Origin of the sequence: Dyadobacter linearis (assembly GCF_907165045.1) — a bacterium.
Classification (GTDB): domain Bacteria; phylum Bacteroidota; class Bacteroidia; order Cytophagales; family Spirosomataceae; genus Dyadobacter; species Dyadobacter linearis.
Window position 1 is genome coordinate 101621 of sequence record NZ_CAJRAU010000010.1, and the last position, 15437, is coordinate 117057.

The window sequence follows — 15437 nt, forward strand, 5'->3', positions numbered from 1 at the left end:
ATGCTTACCGAGGCTCCCGTGAACCTGTTACAATCTTATCAAAGCGGACTGAGCTCTTATGACGAGGTGCTGGATTTGCGTGGAAACGTCAAGCCGCATTGGAACGCACTGTTCGCAACACTCGAAAAGCTGGGCCTGGATGAGCTGAAAAGCAGAAATCAGGAAATCATCGGGAAGCTGCGGGAAAATGGGGTTACCTACAACGTGTACGGCTCGCCCGACGGCATGAACCGGCCGTGGCAGTTGGATCCGATCCCCTTTTTAATAGAACAAAAAGAATGGAATCAAATTGCAAAAGGTTTACAGCAGCGCGCCGTGCTGCTGGACCTGATGCTTAAAGATCTGTACGGCCCGCAAAAGCTTGTACGCGACGGGATTATTCCGGCCGAATTGGTTTTTGACAATACCGGCTTTTTCAGGCCCTGCATTGATATTAAAATCCCCGGCTCAAACCAGCTTACCCTTTTTGCAGCAGATATGGCGCGCGGCCCAGACGGACAGATGTGGATCGTCGATAACCGGACGCAGGCGCCTTCCGGCTCGGGTTATACCCTCGAAAACCGCGTTGTGATGAGCAAGCTATTGCCAGAGCTCGCAGACGGCATGTACGTGAGCAAGCTGGCCCCATATTTCAACAGCCTGCAAAGTACCATTTCCCGGCTTGCCGATAAAAGCAAGGACGCTCCAAATATCGTTTACCTCACTCCCGGGCCAAGTAACGAAGCTTATTTCGAACATGCTTACCTGGCTTCCTACCTCGGTTACACGCTTGCACAGGGCGACGACTTGCTTGTTCGTAACGGTTCTGTGTGGCTGAAATCCATTGATGGTTTGCAGAAAGTAGACGTGATCCTACGCCGGATCGACGACGATTGGTGCGACCCGCTCGAACTGCGCGAAGATTCGCGGCTAGGAGTCCCCGGACTATTACAGGCGATCAGAATGGGCAATGTGCAGGTACTTAATGCGCCGGGATCCAGTGTGCTTGAAAATCATGCATTTCTGGCATTTATGGAAAATATCAGCCAGTATTTTTTGGGTGAAAAACTCATTATGCCTTCGGTAGCGACGTGGTGGTGCGGGCACCGGAAAGAATTGAGCTACGTACTGGAACATCTGGACGAGCTGATCATTAAAAAGGGGAACCGGAAAACGAAGTTCAGGTCCATTTACGGCCGGCTGTTGAGTTTTCAGGAAAAGGAAGAGGTAAAACGGATGTTGTTAAAAAATCCGCACGAGTTCATCGCCCAGCAAGAAGTAAGCCTTTCCACGACTCCTTCGCTGATCAATGGAAATATAGAGCCTCGGTACGCGGCACTGCGCGCATTTATGGTAGCTGATGAAAATGGCTATTACGTGATGCAGGGCGGATTAACGCGCAGCTCGCCGGTGAAGGACAGGTTTGTGATCTCCAACCAATATGGCGGACTTTCGAAGGATACCTGGATTGTTTCAAACAAAACCGAAGAAGTACAGGAAAAGGTAAGTCTGCCCAGTCCAGCGTCGGTCAACAAGCACGTTTCTCTGCCGAGCCGCAGTGCCGAAAACCTTTTTTGGGTAGGAAGATATTGCGAGCGCACGATGGCGGTGATCAAATTTATGAACATCACGATCAACGTACTGAACCTCGACCGCAACTTCGGCGGATCCGCCAAACAGGAGCATATTAAGGTATTGCTGCAATCTGTTACGCATTTATCAGGCACTTATCCGGGATTTTTGGATGAAGAAGTCGATCATTTCCGGGATCCCTATCAGGAGATCATAGACCTGATTTCCAATACAAACCGCCCCGGCTCGATCGCTTCGAATATTGGCGCATTCCTAAATGCGGTTGGCGCCGTGCGGAACCAGTGGGACCTGGAAACCTGGCGAATCGTGGATCTGATCGACAACGGATTTCATGAAATACGGAATGCGTCGAGCATGAACAGTAACAATATACAGAAAACGCTGGACGGGCTTTTTAACAATATGTTCACGTTTCTGGGCGTGATCGCCGAAAGTATGCCGCGGGACAATAGCTTTTTGCTTTTAGAAACAGGCAAGCTGATCGAGCGCATTTTGTCGAGGATCAGTGTGATACAGTCAAACTTTGGAGTTGTTAATTCGCAGGCGGTTGAAAATGAGCTGATCGAAGCTACTTTGATCAATCATCATTCCCTGGTTAATTACCGGCAGATATATAAATCCCATTTGAGTGTGGAGGCGATGCTGGATATGGTTTTGCTCGAAAAAGCATTACCTTATTCGCTGGTGTATATGCTGGACGAATTGAAGAGTAATCTTGGAAAACTACCTACCACTACCCGCGGCGACAGGCTGAACGAGGCGGAAAGATCCGTATTGAAGGCTGTAACGGCTGTAAAACTCTCTAATGTTGCGGAGTTGAGCAAAACCGGCCGGAATTCTGAAAGGCACGAATTGTTCAGCTTATTATCAGAGGTTTCCAGGTTAATATCTTCGGTCTCCATCAGTCTGACCAATATGTATTTCAGCCACACCATCATGCATCATTCTTTCTTTGAACCAGTGGATTACGACACGGATGAAATATAAGCTGGTACACAAAACGAAATATGAATATGCGCAGGCGGTGAACAATTACCATAGTTTGCTTTGTCTGATGCCGCGCACATTACCAAATCAGTCCTGCCGGAACTTCCACATCCAGATCACGCCGCAGCCTTCACAGATCGTGGAGCGGACGGATTTTTATGGAAACAAAACACATTATTTCTCCCTCCACGCGCCACACAAAGAACTTACCGTACTCACCACTGCTTTGGTGGAACGGAATGTGGAAGATATGGGTGCGCTGTTTATGCCCTCGGAAATCAGCTGCGCGGCAGCGAGGCAGCGGCAGCTTAGTGATCGATCGCTGAAAATTGCGCTGCTGGAATACATATTACCAAGTCCGATGGTAAAGTGGGGACAAGATATCTCTGCTTTTGCCAGCGATTGTTTTCAGGAAGATATGCCGCTTTATGAATGTGTCAGAAACCTTTGCCGGAAAATTTACACCGAATTTGATTTCGTACCCGATTTTACGACGGTACATACGCCAATCGAGGATGTCCTGGCGGCTAAAAAAGGGGTTTGTCAGGATTTTTCACATCTGGCTATCGCCTGTATCCGGAGCTTTGGGTTTGCGGCCCGGTATGTGAGCGGTTATCTCGAAACATTACCGCCTCCGGGAAGACCAAAGTTGCAGGGTTCCGACGCTTCCCACGCTTGGATCTCGGTGTTTATTCCCGATTACGGCTGGTGTGATTTTGACCCGACCAACAATGTGGTGCCCGGCGAGCGGCATATTGTGACAGCCTGGGGCCGCGATTACAGCGACGTGCCTCCCTTGAAAGGAATCATTTTCAGCTACGGAAAACATACGCTCACAGTAGAAGTGGACGTAATCCCGGTTTAATGTCCGGTCGGCGAAAATTAGCTCGGTTATTTACCCTATTGGTTTTTGTAAAGATTTGAGAATTGGGCTTGTTTCTCTAATTTTACAAGACGTTTTGAAAACTAGTCTATCAAACCTCTTTTAATGTAACCGGGCAAAGTAGTTGATTAGTTGGCTGGATTTTGCGAAGGTTTCTTCTAAGATTAAATAATTATACAATTACGAATGAAAGAATTAGCATTCAGAGATGCCATTCGCGACGCAATGTCGGAAGAGATGCGCCTTGACAAAAGTATCTTTTTGATGGGGGAAGAGGTTGCAGAATATAACGGTGCTTACAAAGCCAGTCAGGGTATGCTGGATGAATTCGGGCCGGAACGTGTGATCGATACGCCGATTGCCGAGCTTGGTTTTGCGGGTATCGCGGTAGGAGCAGCCGGAAACGGACTTCGCCCGATCGTTGAATTCATGACTTTCAACTTCTCACTCGTTGCGATCGACCAGATCATCAACAGCGCTGCGAAAATCCTTTCGATGTCTGCCGGTCAGTACGGTTGCCCCATCGTATTCCGCGGACCAACCGGAAATGCAGGCCAGCTGGGCGCACAGCACTCTCAGAATTTTGAAAACTGGTACGCCAATACACCAGGTCTGAAAGTAGTTGTTCCTTCAAATGGTTACGATGCAAAAGGACTTTTGAAATCTTCCATCCGCGACAATAACCCGGTGATCTTTATGGAATCCGAGGTAATGTACGGTGATAAAATGCAGATTCCCGACGAAGAATACCTGATCCCGCTGGGTAAGGCTGATATCAAACGTCAGGGAAAAGATGTTACCATTGTTTCTTTTGGTAAAATGATCCCGCGTGTGGTAATGCCGGCTATTCTCCAACTGGAAAAAGAAGGTATCGACGTGGAATTGGTTGATTTGAGAACAGTCCGTCCTATTGACTATGCGACTGTAATTGAGTCAGTTAAGAAAACAAACCGCTGCGTGGTCGTGGAAGAGGCCTGGCCGCTAGCATCTATTTCAACAGAAATAACTTACCATATCCAACGTCACGCATTTGATTTCATGGATGCGCCGGTAGTGCGGGTAACGAACCGCGACGTGCCTTTGCCTTACGCACCGACTTTAATCGAAGAGATATTGCCGAACACGAAGCGCGTAGTTGAAGCAGTGAAATCGGTACTTTACAAATAGAACAATCATGTTATAACACAAAGCCATATCCTGAAAGAGGTTGTGGCTTTGTTAGGTTATAGTCCCTCATATCAGTGTTAGTAAGTTTCATGTAGGAAAGCGTTTGCATGTTTTGAAGTATGCGTAAATAGCCAGAATACTCGTATTTTTATATTTGAAAACGCTCCTTAATATAGATTAACATAATTTCATTAAGATCATGCAAGAAGAACGCACAAGATATTCAGAGGAAGAATTAAGAGAATTTGAAGAGTTGATTCGTGGGAAGCTGGATGCAACAATGAGTGAACTGAATTATATTAAAGGAGGACTGAGTAAGAAAAACGATAGTGGAACAGATATAACGGCAGGTTCGGCGAAGTTGGTAGAAGACGGAGCAGATGCGAGTGAGCGCGAGAACCTGAGCCAGCTGGCCGCCCGTTTACAGAAATATTCAGTGCAGCTTGAAAACGCATTGATCCGCATCAAAAACGGCACTTACGGCGTCTGCATCGACACAGGCAAACTAATCCCCAAAGAGCGCCTGCGCATCGTACCCCACACGCAGCAAACGATCGAAGCGAAGCTGAGAAGAGCGAGTTAAAATATGTAAATGTAGCAGATGAAAAACAGGCTATTCCATGAGGAATAGCCTGTTTTGCTATATAATGAGCTGTGAAGGCGAAAATGGGCCACGGGGCGGCCTCCTGTTTATAGCATCAGCAATAAAAAATGTGTGGTCTCTGGAGGAGACTCCTGCCGGAGTCGTTGTATTTCCGGGTCGTATTTTTCTATAAACAGGGGGCTCCTACCGGAGCTTTTCGGTCCTCACTTATCTATTACTCTCCTTCGGTTCCTAATACCTCCCTGAACACCTCCAATAACCCTTCCGACGGTTCCTGGCCTTTGTTTTTGCTTTTGAAATATTCCTGGAAAAGCTTTTCCATACTGAGCGAAAGGTCTACTCCGGAAGTGGCTTCTGCCAGCTCGGGCTTTTTGATTTGTGGAATGATCTGGATAATGCCCGGGTGCGCCTCCATCAATCGCTTCTTGTCCGTGGCTTCGAGGTAATTATCGGAAACGATCGTTAATTCGATCAGATCCTCGGGATATTCGCCGAGCCACACAATCGCATCGTCGATGCTATGAAAGCTTTTTCTTCTCAATTTTTTTCCTTTCAATAATTCAACCGGTCGGTAGCTGATCAACTTTCCTGCTTCCGCTTCCAGTATCACCACATATTTGGTCTGGTTGGACTCCGAAAAGCTGTAAGCCAGCGGGCTGCTTGAATACACCGCCGGGGCTGGTTTTTTGTCGACTACCTGGTATCTGTGTAAATGACCGAGTGCAATGTAATGCACATTTTCAGGGAAGTTTTCGGTATAAATAGCCTGCGCGCCACCGATATGCAGGATCGGCCGCTCTTCTTCGGGCTCTTCCGGGACAGGTTCCCCTTTTTTCATTACAAACAAATGCGTGGCCAGCAGGTTGAAACCTTTATCATCGAGGTATTCGTCGGCCAGCTTTTTCCAGTGCTCCTGCAAATGCAGCCGCAACAGTTCTTCGGAATCTTCGACGCCCAAAAACGTTTTCAAACGCTGTTCGTTCGCATAAGGTGTGTGCAAAATACGGAGCGGGAAATCACAGTTGGGAAGTGTTATTTCAATAAAACCGCGCGTAGTTCTGATAATTTCGACTTTTCCTTGCGTGCAGAAGGCTTTTACTTCGGTATTTGGAAAACCTACAAACAATATACCGCAGACCTTCGCCAAAGCGTCGGGTACCTGAATGCGCTCGGGGGAATCGTGGTTGCCGGCGATCGCGATAACCGCACGTGTTCCATTTGCTGAGAGTCGGTGTAATGTACTGTATAGTAACTCGGTAGCTTCCGAGGATGGGTTGAAATTGTCAAAAAGGTCACCAGCGATAACAATAGCGTCGACCTGCTCATTTTCGGCGATTTCACAAATTTCTTCCAGTACCAGCCGCTGCTCTTCCAGTCTTGAATAGAGGTCAAGTTTTTTACCGATATGCCAGTCTGCCGTGTGAAGTATTTTCATTTGTGTGATTAATTTAGCGAAAATAACATTTCATTCCCGAAGTATTGAAACATTGCGTACCCCGAAGAAAGCGAGCGAGCGCCCTGAAACTGCTACTGATTTTGGTTGGATTTTATACATTATCCTGCCAGCCAAAAAGTAGTGAGCAGAATCGTGCAGGTATCGCTATTTCCTTTGACGATCATTTTATCGAAGAATGGTACGCATTAAGGCCGCTTTTTCAGAAATACGGGGCAAAGGTTACATTCTACATTACCTGCTCTGATAGTCTGACTACGGATGAAATTTCGAAATTGAAGCAGCTGGAAAAAGACGGACACGAGATCGGTTTTCATAGTACAACGCACGGGAAATCGACCGAGATCATCGCAGCCGGCGGCCCGGAAGGATATTATACTGCTGAGATCAAGCCTGGAATGAAGTATATGAATGCAGCAGGATTTAGTCCCACTTCCTACGCGCACCCGGGTGGAAATCATAATGAAACGGTGGATTCGGTTTTGTATGCAAATGGGTTCAAAATCATTCGTGACGTGGCGATCTCGAAACGAAAGCTGCTTGGATTTCAGATTTATGCGTTGGCGCCGCGGTTAATGCCCTGGATTTTTTATGATTTTAAAAAAGAAAAATCCGTAGATGCGCTATTGATCGATACTGATACCGGGCTGACTGAAACTTCCATGAAGGAAGCAATCCGCCGCGCAAAAGAGACGCACACTGCGTTGATGCTGTTTGGGCACGAGCCGCTTTATAAAGCACCCGAAAATGGGGAATATGGATTTAGTGTAAATTTTCTGGAAACTATCCTGAAAGAGGCAAAAGCGCAAAACCTGCATTTCTATAAAATGTCGGAACTGGCTGATCAGTAGCATTAAAAAGATTATCTGCCGAATTTTCTATCCTTGAATCTCAGTAAAGGCTGTTCGAAGTAAGAAAAAGAAAGCGATGCTACTGCAACGGAGCCCAGCAGTGTCAGTACGTACAGGCCAAACTGGTAAGACGTACCATTCCATTCAGGAAGATACCTGTTTAAAATGTTGATGATCAATACGATCACTACCACGTGATACAAGTATAATCCGTAAGAAATCTTCCCCAAATGCTCCATGACGGGATTTTGCAGACTGATAATGGACTTCGGGTTGCAGGATACATTCAGGATAAAGAATGCGAAAAACAGTGCGTATACTTCCAGGAAACCAAAGAAATGCACGCCTGAAAAGAAGAGTATCAATAGCAGGGTGTAACCGATAATCTGTATATCTTTTCTGAAAATAATATCCAGAAATCTATCTTTTCCAGTGTAAACCAGCCACGCGCACAGCCCGCCCAGCGCCATAGTTTGTATCCTGAACTGCCCCAAAAAGGTGCTTATCATTGACTTTCGCGCTTCCTCGGTAGGGTCTGCAATTTCGAGCCCGATGTACAGGAGTGCGGCGCTTAATGCTAAAAACAGAATGACGATTGGAATACTGCGTTTCGGGTATTTGATAAGCCAGGGCCAGAGGTAGTAAAACTGCTCCTCGACACCGATCGACCATGTTTGTGCGCACCAATAGGGGAGATCGTATAAAACAAAAGCGTAATTTGGGAATACCAAAAGTAAAAGGATCAGCCGCTCTGCTGCGTCAGTTGCCAGCTTTTCGTCGATACCCGGATAGTCGAGCAAGTCAATATGCGGGAAAACGAAAAAGGAGAGCCCGATGATCAGAAAGTAAATGGGCCAGATCCGGAAAACGCGCCGCAGATAGAACTTTTTCGCATCCACATTCCCATACCTACCTTTTTCATCCAATAACAAATAGGTGATCAGAAAGCCGCTGAGCACAAAAAATAGCCCCACACCCAGCCTGCCGGCATGCTGCACAATAGGCACTTCGTACATATTAGCAATTCCCAGTGCATGTTTGGCCTGTTCGAGGTGATGAAAAATAACCAAAACCGCAGCGATGCAGCGAACGCCGTTCAAATTGGGGAAGTAACGCCTTTTTTCCACTTCGGATTTAATTATTCAAACCACGCCATCCATTTCCCCTGCACCTTCATTACCTGTTCGATCAGGTCGCGAACTGCGCCGTGTCCGCCATTTTTAGGAGATATGTAGTCGGATAAAGCGAGGATTTCTTCGGCCGAATCAGCCGGGCAGGCGGCCATTACGCCGGTACGCATTACTTCGTAGTCGGGCAGATCGTCGCCCATAAATACGATTTCGTTGATATTCAAGCCCGTTTCTGCAAGGTATTTTTTGAAAACAGGCAGTTTGCCGTCGGGAGAAGTTCCAATGAAAATATCCTTCACACCCAGATATTCGAGCCTTTTGCGCACGCCCATTTGACTTTGCGCGGAGATAATTGCGACTCTGTAACCCATTTTAATCGCGCGATTGATCCCATAACCGTCGCGTACGTTGAAAATCCTTGGCTGCTCACCGGTTTCAAGGGCGATCACACTGCCGTCGGTCATCACGCCGTCGATATCAAAAATGAAAGTAGTAATCTGGCTGAACCGTTCCGTTAACGTAGAACTCATGAAAATGGTCAATTGGGAATGCTGCAAATATAGACTAACTTTTTTCCTGACGGAGGTTTTGCTATTTCGAAATGTAGGTATTCCTGATTTTGTCGGTCAGCAGTCTGTAAATCTCGGTCCAGTCTTCATTTGTTTCCTGAAGGTATTCCAGGTGGCGGCCCGTCGTTTTCCAGTCGCCTCGACGAGCCGGGCCGGTTTGTCCCAGCGACGGATCGTTTGATTGCAGTGCTTTGGAAATTGTGGTATGTATCAATGGTTTCAATAAGTCAAAACTCAGCTGCTCCCTTTCCAGCAGCTCGTGTGAAACGGTAAGGAGGTAGTTGGTGAAATTGCTCGCGAAAACGGCTGCAACGTGGAGGATAAATCGCTCGTCGGAGTCGGTCCTGCTCACCTGGTCGCTGATACTCTGTGCGAGCGCGATCAGTTTATTTTCAATCAGCTCAGTTTTTGATTCAATACAAAAAGGCAGATCCCGGTAGTCCATTTCGACGTCTTTCGTGAAGGTTTGCAGCGGATAAAAGACGCCGGTATGGACAAAAACGTCGCTGTATATTTCCACCAGATTCTGGAATTCCGCCAGCGAACGCGTGCCTGATGTATGTACCAGAATGACGCCTTCCGGCAACACAATTCTTTCGATCACACTTTCGATTGCATCGTCACTTACCGCGATCACGATCACCTCGGCTTCACTTTCTGAGAAGTTAAGGTCGGGCTGGATATTGGTATCGTACAGATTTGAAGCCAGTTGACGAGCTTTTTGGGTGTCCCTGCTATAAACTTCACAAATCCAGTGGCCCGCCTCTTCGAAAGCCTGAGCAAGGTGCCAGGCTACATTCCCGGCACCTACGAAGGAAATTTTCATGAATAAGTAAATTTGTCTAGCTATAAATATTGCGTAAAGAGTCCCGACTGACTAATTGACGAGCGGCGCGGTTTGTTCCGGAGAAGTAATGCCGCCCGGCAGCTCCATAATGCGCATATTGCGAAAGTGTATCTCTGCACCCTCGGCTTCCAGGCAGATATAGCCTTTCTTTCTTTCAGAGGCGCGTAATCCGTTCACAAACTTTCCATTTACAGATAATTTCACGGTCCCGTCGACACACACGACCACATATTTGTTCCATTCACCTTTTCCTTTGCAGCGTTTTTCAAGCGATTTGCTTCTGATACCGCGGGGGTTATCGGGTATCGCAGTCATTCCCATGGTTGGAAACAATTCGCCGTGCACGTAATCTTCGGTTGCATTATGTTGAGGCGCGTATTCCAGTTCGAGCATTTGTACTTCGATCGCCTTGGTAAGCGGGTCATTTTCCTGCGGCGAGCCTTCGCTCCAGACGAATATGCCAGAGTTGCCGCCCGCTTCCATGTGTTTCCATTCCACTTCGAGAATGAAATTTTCATATTGGCGATCAGAGCGCATTACGCCAATAGGTTTGCCGGAACAGATCAGTGTGCCGTTTTTTACTTTCCAGGTCTCCTTGGAAGTATTGACATCAACCCAGCCGTCAAGGTTTTTCCCGTTAAAAAGCGGACGGAAGCCGAGTTTATCAACATCCTGCGCTATTAATGGGGATGAATACCAAGTCAGGCACAGCATTAAACCAAGCGTAAATAGTGTCAAGCGAGTGGGTAGGGAATTTTTCATGGGTTTAGTGGTCAAGGTTTTATAAATCTTCAAATACGCATTCGTACCGGAAATCCGCAATATCGCAAATCTTCGCATCCTGCAAACTATATTTGCTTCTCAGGATCTTTTTAACATATCTTTTCGGTCAATAACATTTGCGTATCCAAGAATGAAGGCACTTCACATACTACCGTTTTTTGCTTTAATCCTGTTCAGTAATGCTGCAACCGGCCAGCGCCAGTCGCAGGTGAGTGCGGGTATTGATTTAGGTTCTGGTTTTAACAGCACATCCTGGGCTCCTTCTATTCTATATCATGAAGAAATAAGTCCTAATAATGTACCTTGGCTGCGTTTCGGGCTCGGGCTGCGGGCGTGGGGATATTATGCGGGTAGGACCAATTTATATTCCAAAAAGTCTGACTCCGACTATCTTGAATACGATCATGTTTCAGCAAATGGTGTCAGTTTTGTAGCTGGGGTCAACCTTCGATTCTGGCGGATCGATCTGGGCGTCAATACCGATCTGATCGGCGCGTCACTCGGTTCACGCAGACGCGGGTATTATGATAAATTGGTAGGAAACGGGACAGGGAGGCCAAATTATGGTCAGTGGCTTTCCACTTCACCTGTGATCCTCAATCTTGTACCATTGGCTTTGAAGAACTACAATGGCCAATCTGAGGTGTACGCACGGATCTTTTTAACAAAACGATTTGGTTTAAAATTGGGCTACGTCCACGGCCAGATCGCTTATCATACCAGGGAAAGAAACAATACTAAAGTGTTACTGGATAACAGTCAGCGCCGCGCTTATAATTTTTACGGATTGCCTTATGCAGCTGTGAGCTTTCCGATCTACTAGTTCTGTTTTTTGTCAAATAGCCCTGCAGAGCCCGCCGCCGCCCGAAATTTCCAAAACATACTTGTAATTCAATTTGTTAAACTCTATATTTGCACTCCCATTTTGCGATGGGACTGTCTTGTTACAGTGTAATATATTGAAAATCAATTAAATTTTTTGTTAATCGTGGATACGTTAAGCTACAAAACCATCTCGGCGAACAAAAACACAGTAAACAAGGAGTGGGTTGTTGTTGATGCTCAGGATGCAGTTCTTGGTCGTTTGGCCAGTGAAGTTGCTAAAATGATCAGAGGCAAACACAAAACCAGTTACACTCCTCATGTGGATTGTGGTGATAATGTTATCATTATCAACGCCGACAAAATTAAGTTGACAGGAAAAAAGATGACCGACAAAATTTATGTTCGTCATACTGGCTATCCGGGAGGTCAACGTTTTCAAACTCCCCGTGAGTTGCTCGAAAAACACCCAGAGCGTGTGATTGAGAAAGCCGTAAGAGGTATGCTTCCAAAGAATCGTTTGGGACGTCGTTTGTTTACTAATCTGTTTGTTTACGCAAAGCCGGAACATCCGCACAGCGCGCAGCAACCAAAAGAAATCCAGTTGTAATTCATGGAAGTGATCAACACAATAGGTAGAAGAAAAACAGCTGTGGCTCGTATTTATATGACGCCAGGCAAAGGAGATATTAAAGTAAACGGTCGCGATTACAAAGAATACTTTCCATTTGAAGTACATCAGATCGTTCTTCAGCAACCTTTCGCTGTGATCAGCGGAGGTAATGGTTACGATCTTAAAGTAAATGTAAGAGGCGGCGGGATCTCAGGACAGGCGGAAGCAATCCGTATGGCTGTTTCCCGCGCACTTTGCGAATACAACGGAGAATTCCGCGGTGCGTTGAAAAAAGAAGGATTTCTTACACGTGACCCTCGTATGGTTGAACGTAAGAAATACGGACGCGCTAAGGCTCGTAAACGGTTCCAGTTCTCGAAACGTTAATAAGAAATGGTCATGTGTGGTCATTTATAGTCAGTGGGTCATTTATTGTTCTTATTAAAACAACAAGTGACCATTAATGACAACAAATGGCACTTAATGACAACAAATTGTCCAGACGTTGCTTATCGTGCCCGATGCTTCGTGCTGCGTAATTTCAAAACATTCAAAATTTTAAATCTGCAATGGCACAAATAGAATATAAAGAACTATTGGATGCAGGTGTCCATTTTGGTCACCTTACCCGCAAGTGGGATCCACGTATGGCTCCGTATATCTTCATGGAGAAGAACGGGATCCACATCATTGACCTGAACAAAACTTTGAGCTGCATCAATGACGCTGAGGCTGCGTTGAAGCAAATCGTTCGTTCAGGACGTAAGATCATGTTTGTTGCTACTAAAAAACAAGCACAGGAAATCGTAACGGAAGAGGCGAAACGCCTTAAAATGCCTTACGTAACTGATCGCTGGTTGGGTGGTATGCTTACAAACTTCGGCACAATTCGCAAGTCTTTGAAAAAAATGCAGACTCTTGAGAAGATGCTAAAAGACGAAACCACGGTTAGCAATATCGCGAAAAGAGAACGCCTGATGCTTACACGTGAAAAGGATAAATTGGAAAGAGTGTTAGGTGGTGTAGCTGACTTAACCCGTCTTCCTGCTGCCCTTTTCATCGTTGATGTAAAACGCGAGCACATTGCAGTTTCAGAAGCAAAAAGGTTGAACATACCTATTTTTGCAATCTGCGACACGAACTCAAATCCTGAATTAGTTGATTTCCCAATCCCAAGTAATGACGATGCTTACAAAGCAATTTCGTTGGTTACCCTCGCGATTGGAAAAGCGATCGAAGAAGGTTTGATGGAACGCAAACAAGATAAAGACGATCAGCGTCTGGTAGAGGAAGAAGAAGCCAAACGTCAGGCTGACAAAGGCACTGAAGAAGCTGCTCCGGCTGCACCACGTGCAGAAGTTGCGGAAGAGGCACCGGCTGAAAGTGATGGAGAATAATAATTAGGGCGATATGGCTTGGGTTCTGAATCCATGTTTGTATCTGATTAGATAAAAATAGCCCATAGCCATTTCGCTATGGGCTATCATTTTTTAGAGAAATAAAAATTTATACAAACCAAATCATGGCAATTACCGCACAAGATGTAAACAAGCTCCGCCAAATGACCGGCGCAGGCATGATGGATTGCAAAAAAGCACTTCAGGAAGCTGATGGCGATTTTGACAAAGCCGTTGATATTCTACGTAAGCAGGGGCAAAAAGTAGCTGCAAAACGCGCTGATAACGCGGTTTCAGAAGGTACAGTGGTTGTTGAGATCAGTGCTGACGGAACAAACGGAAAGCTGATCGCATTAGCTTGCGAAACTGAGCCTGTTTCTAATGTAGAAGATTTCAAGAATCTGGCGAAAAGCATTTTGGAAAAGGCTGTTGCAGACGACATTTCCGACAAAGAGACTTTGCTTGCTGCTACACTTGCAGACGGACGTCCGGTAAGCGAGCATATCGTTGACCTGGTTGGTAAATTGGGAGAGAAACTTGAAATCACGGCTTACGAAAACGTAACTGCTGACCAAGTTGTGCCTTATATCCACTCTAATGGAAAATTGGGTGTATTGGTAGCATTCAACGGTGTAAACGGAACGGATGTTACTGAATTGGGCAAAGACGTTGCAATGCAAATTGCAGCGATGAAACCTATCGCTCTTGACAAAGACGAAGTTGACGCTGCTACCATTGAGCGCGAAATCGAAGTTGGAAAAGAGCAGGCGCGTGCGGAAGGTAAGCCGGAAGCAATGCTTGAAAAAATTTCTCAGGGCAAACTTCAGAAGTTTTACAAAGACAATACCCTGCTGAATCAGGAATTTGTTAAAGATTCTTCTCTCACAATTCGTCAGTTGTTGGAAAAAACGAGCAAAGGGCTGACAGTTAAGTCCTTCAAACGCGTAGCGATCGGGGGCTAATATTTCCCGTTAATAAAATAATGTTGACAACGCCTGGTATGTACTTGTATACCAGGCGTTGTTTTTTAATATTTACAAAAAATTAAAGTCCTTCTTGGTTTTTTTATACACACTATTAGTAATATTTCGACTGCCGGATGATTGAAAATCTATTTAACGATTATGTTCCGCATAGTGCATCTGATGAAGAATTAGTCAAGCTTTTCTTAGATTCCAGAGACAATTACTACTTCCAAAAGCTTTACGAGCGCTACGTGCTCAAAGTCTATCAAAAATGTCTTTCATTCACGAAAGATACCTCCCGGGCGCAGGACCTTACCCACGACGTATTCCTTAAGTTGCTTTCCAAAATGAGCACTTTCAAAGAGGATGCGAAATTTTCTACCTGGCTTTTTTCCATTACTTACAACCAGTGCATGGACCTGGTACGATCCGGGCGTAAAAGGATCGTGACTATTTATGCAGAGAATGCCGATCAGCAGGACGACTTCGATATACAGCGGGTTTTCGAAGTTGAAGAAATAAATACAGTCAGTTTGAAAACCGCCCTGAGTCAGTTGAATCTTGAAGAAAAAGCCCTTTTATATCTGAAATATCTCGACAATCGTACTATTCGGGAAATTGCCCTCATTTTCAAAATGACAGAAAGTGCGGTGAAAATGAGGCTAATGCGCTCCCGCGAGAAGCTCAGGAAAAAATATCTGGAGACAGTTCTGTTCCGCTAGTTTTTAAAAAATTCAAAAATGCCTTACCTTAACCGGGCGCTTCTCAACATTTCTGAAACAATTCAATACGGA

At 45.7% G+C, this 15437-nt stretch carries 16 protein-coding genes; 11 read left to right on the forward strand and 5 right to left on the reverse strand.

Annotation, left to right across the window (positions count from 1 at the left end; translation table 11 throughout):
- The 4 genes from KOD92_RS24785 (at position 1) to KOD92_RS24800 (ending at position 5192) form a co-directional block, all read left to right on the forward strand.
- On the forward strand, positions 1-2559 hold the full coding sequence (locus KOD92_RS24785) for a circularly permuted type 2 ATP-grasp protein (protein WP_215236307.1): 2559 nt from the start codon (positions 1-3) through the stop codon (positions 2557-2559).
- A complete protein-coding gene (locus tag KOD92_RS24790; RefSeq protein ID WP_215236308.1) occupies positions 2549-3424 on the forward strand; it encodes a transglutaminase family protein in 876 nt (291 codons plus the stop codon). Before KOD92_RS24785 ends, KOD92_RS24790 begins: the two co-directional genes overlap by 11 nt.
- A gap of 204 nt (positions 3425-3628) precedes the next feature.
- Positions 3629-4609, forward strand: coding sequence for a pyruvate dehydrogenase complex E1 component subunit beta (locus KOD92_RS24795; RefSeq protein ID WP_215236309.1), 981 nt, complete (start codon positions 3629-3631; stop codon positions 4607-4609).
- Positions 4610-4805: 196 nt separating this feature from the next.
- A complete protein-coding gene (locus KOD92_RS24800) occupies positions 4806-5192 on the forward strand; it encodes a TraR/DksA family transcriptional regulator (protein WP_215236377.1) in 387 nt (128 codons plus the stop codon).
- A 235-nt stretch (positions 5193-5427) separates the two neighbouring features.
- Here the strand turns inward: KOD92_RS24800 and KOD92_RS24805 are convergent, their stop codons facing one another.
- On the reverse strand, positions 5428-6648 hold the full coding sequence (locus KOD92_RS24805) for a metallophosphoesterase family protein (protein ID WP_215236310.1): 1221 nt from the start codon (positions 6646-6648) through the stop codon (positions 5428-5430).
- 101 nt (positions 6649-6749) lie between these two features.
- Between KOD92_RS24805 and KOD92_RS24810 the strand changes: the two genes are divergently transcribed.
- The gene (locus tag KOD92_RS24810; RefSeq protein WP_229254834.1) at positions 6750-7517 is read left to right on the forward strand and encodes a polysaccharide deacetylase family protein; all 768 of its coding nucleotides are present in this window, start codon (positions 6750-6752) and stop codon (positions 7515-7517) included.
- Between the two features lie 11 nt (positions 7518-7528).
- On the opposite strand, the gene KOD92_RS24815 is transcribed toward KOD92_RS24810, so the two are convergent.
- The 4 genes from KOD92_RS24815 to KOD92_RS24830 all read right to left on the reverse strand — a co-directional run bounded on the left by KOD92_RS24815 (position 7529) and on the right by KOD92_RS24830 (position 10825).
- A complete protein-coding gene (locus tag KOD92_RS24815; protein ID WP_215236312.1) occupies positions 7529-8644 on the reverse strand; it encodes an acyltransferase family protein in 1116 nt (371 codons plus the stop codon).
- 11 nt (positions 8645-8655) lie between these two features.
- Positions 8656-9177, reverse strand: a complete 522-nt coding sequence (locus KOD92_RS24820; protein WP_215236313.1) for a KdsC family phosphatase — start codon at positions 9175-9177, stop codon at positions 8656-8658.
- A 61-nt stretch (positions 9178-9238) separates the two neighbouring features.
- Positions 9239-10042: a Rossmann-like and DUF2520 domain-containing protein gene (locus KOD92_RS24825; protein ID WP_215236314.1), complete on the reverse strand. Its 804-nt coding sequence runs from the start codon at positions 10040-10042 to the stop codon at positions 9239-9241.
- 51 nt (positions 10043-10093) lie between these two features.
- Positions 10094-10825, reverse strand: coding sequence for a 3-keto-disaccharide hydrolase (locus KOD92_RS24830; RefSeq protein WP_229254835.1), 732 nt, complete (start codon positions 10823-10825; stop codon positions 10094-10096).
- A 151-nt stretch (positions 10826-10976) separates the two neighbouring features.
- On the opposite strand from KOD92_RS24830, the gene KOD92_RS24835 reads away from it, so the two are divergent.
- The 6 genes from KOD92_RS24835 to KOD92_RS24860 all read left to right on the forward strand — a co-directional run bounded on the left by KOD92_RS24835 (position 10977) and on the right by KOD92_RS24860 (position 15365).
- Positions 10977-11669, forward strand: a complete 693-nt coding sequence (locus KOD92_RS24835) for a hypothetical protein (protein WP_215236315.1) — start codon at positions 10977-10979, stop codon at positions 11667-11669.
- 165 nt (positions 11670-11834) lie between these two features.
- Positions 11835-12278, forward strand: coding sequence for a 50S ribosomal protein L13 (gene rplM / locus KOD92_RS24840; protein WP_215236316.1), 444 nt, complete (start codon positions 11835-11837; stop codon positions 12276-12278).
- Positions 12279-12281: 3 nt separating this feature from the next.
- Complete coding sequence (rpsI, locus tag KOD92_RS24845) at positions 12282-12668, forward strand: 30S ribosomal protein S9 (protein ID WP_026631735.1); 387 nt, start codon at positions 12282-12284, stop codon at positions 12666-12668.
- A gap of 182 nt (positions 12669-12850) precedes the next feature.
- Entirely contained in the window at positions 12851-13678 is an 828-nt protein-coding gene (rpsB, locus tag KOD92_RS24850; protein ID WP_215236317.1) for a 30S ribosomal protein S2, read from the forward strand.
- 125 nt (positions 13679-13803) lie between these two features.
- Positions 13804-14640 (forward strand): translation elongation factor Ts, encoded by an 837-nt coding sequence (gene tsf / locus KOD92_RS24855; RefSeq protein ID WP_215236318.1) that lies wholly within the window; start codon positions 13804-13806, stop codon positions 14638-14640.
- A gap of 137 nt (positions 14641-14777) precedes the next feature.
- Complete coding sequence (locus tag KOD92_RS24860) at positions 14778-15365, forward strand: RNA polymerase sigma factor (RefSeq protein WP_215236319.1); 588 nt, start codon at positions 14778-14780, stop codon at positions 15363-15365.
- Positions 15366-15437 lie beyond the last annotated feature (72 nt).

Excerpts from the sequence above, each read along its gene's own strand:
- KOD92_RS24805 (WP_215236310.1), bottom strand. The coding sequence starts at position 6,648 with ATGAAAATACTTCACACGGCAGACTGGCATATCGGTAAAAAACTTGAC.
- KOD92_RS24790 (WP_215236308.1), top strand. The coding sequence starts at position 2,549 with ATGAAATATAAGCTGGTACACAAAACGAAATATGAATATGCGCAGGCG.
- tsf (WP_215236318.1), top strand. The coding sequence starts at position 13,804 with ATGGCAATTACCGCACAAGATGTAAACAAGCTCCGCCAAATGACCGGC.
- KOD92_RS24860 (WP_215236319.1), top strand. The coding sequence starts at position 14,778 with ATGATTGAAAATCTATTTAACGATTATGTTCCGCATAGTGCATCTGAT.
- KOD92_RS24795 (WP_215236309.1), top strand. The coding sequence starts at position 3,629 with ATGAAAGAATTAGCATTCAGAGATGCCATTCGCGACGCAATGTCGGAA.
- KOD92_RS24785 (WP_215236307.1), top strand. The coding sequence starts at position 1 with ATGCTTACCGAGGCTCCCGTGAACCTGTTACAATCTTATCAAAGCGGA.
- KOD92_RS24830 (WP_229254835.1), bottom strand. The coding sequence starts at position 10,825 with ATGAAAAATTCCCTACCCACTCGCTTGACACTATTTACGCTTGGTTTA.
- rpsI (WP_026631735.1), top strand. The coding sequence starts at position 12,282 with ATGGAAGTGATCAACACAATAGGTAGAAGAAAAACAGCTGTGGCTCGT.
- KOD92_RS24835 (WP_215236315.1), top strand. The coding sequence starts at position 10,977 with ATGAAGGCACTTCACATACTACCGTTTTTTGCTTTAATCCTGTTCAGT.
- KOD92_RS24825 (WP_215236314.1), bottom strand. The coding sequence starts at position 10,042 with ATGAAAATTTCCTTCGTAGGTGCCGGGAATGTAGCCTGGCACCTTGCT.
- KOD92_RS24820 (WP_215236313.1), bottom strand. The coding sequence starts at position 9,177 with ATGAGTTCTACGTTAACGGAACGGTTCAGCCAGATTACTACTTTCATT.
- rpsB (WP_215236317.1), top strand. The coding sequence starts at position 12,851 with ATGGCACAAATAGAATATAAAGAACTATTGGATGCAGGTGTCCATTTT.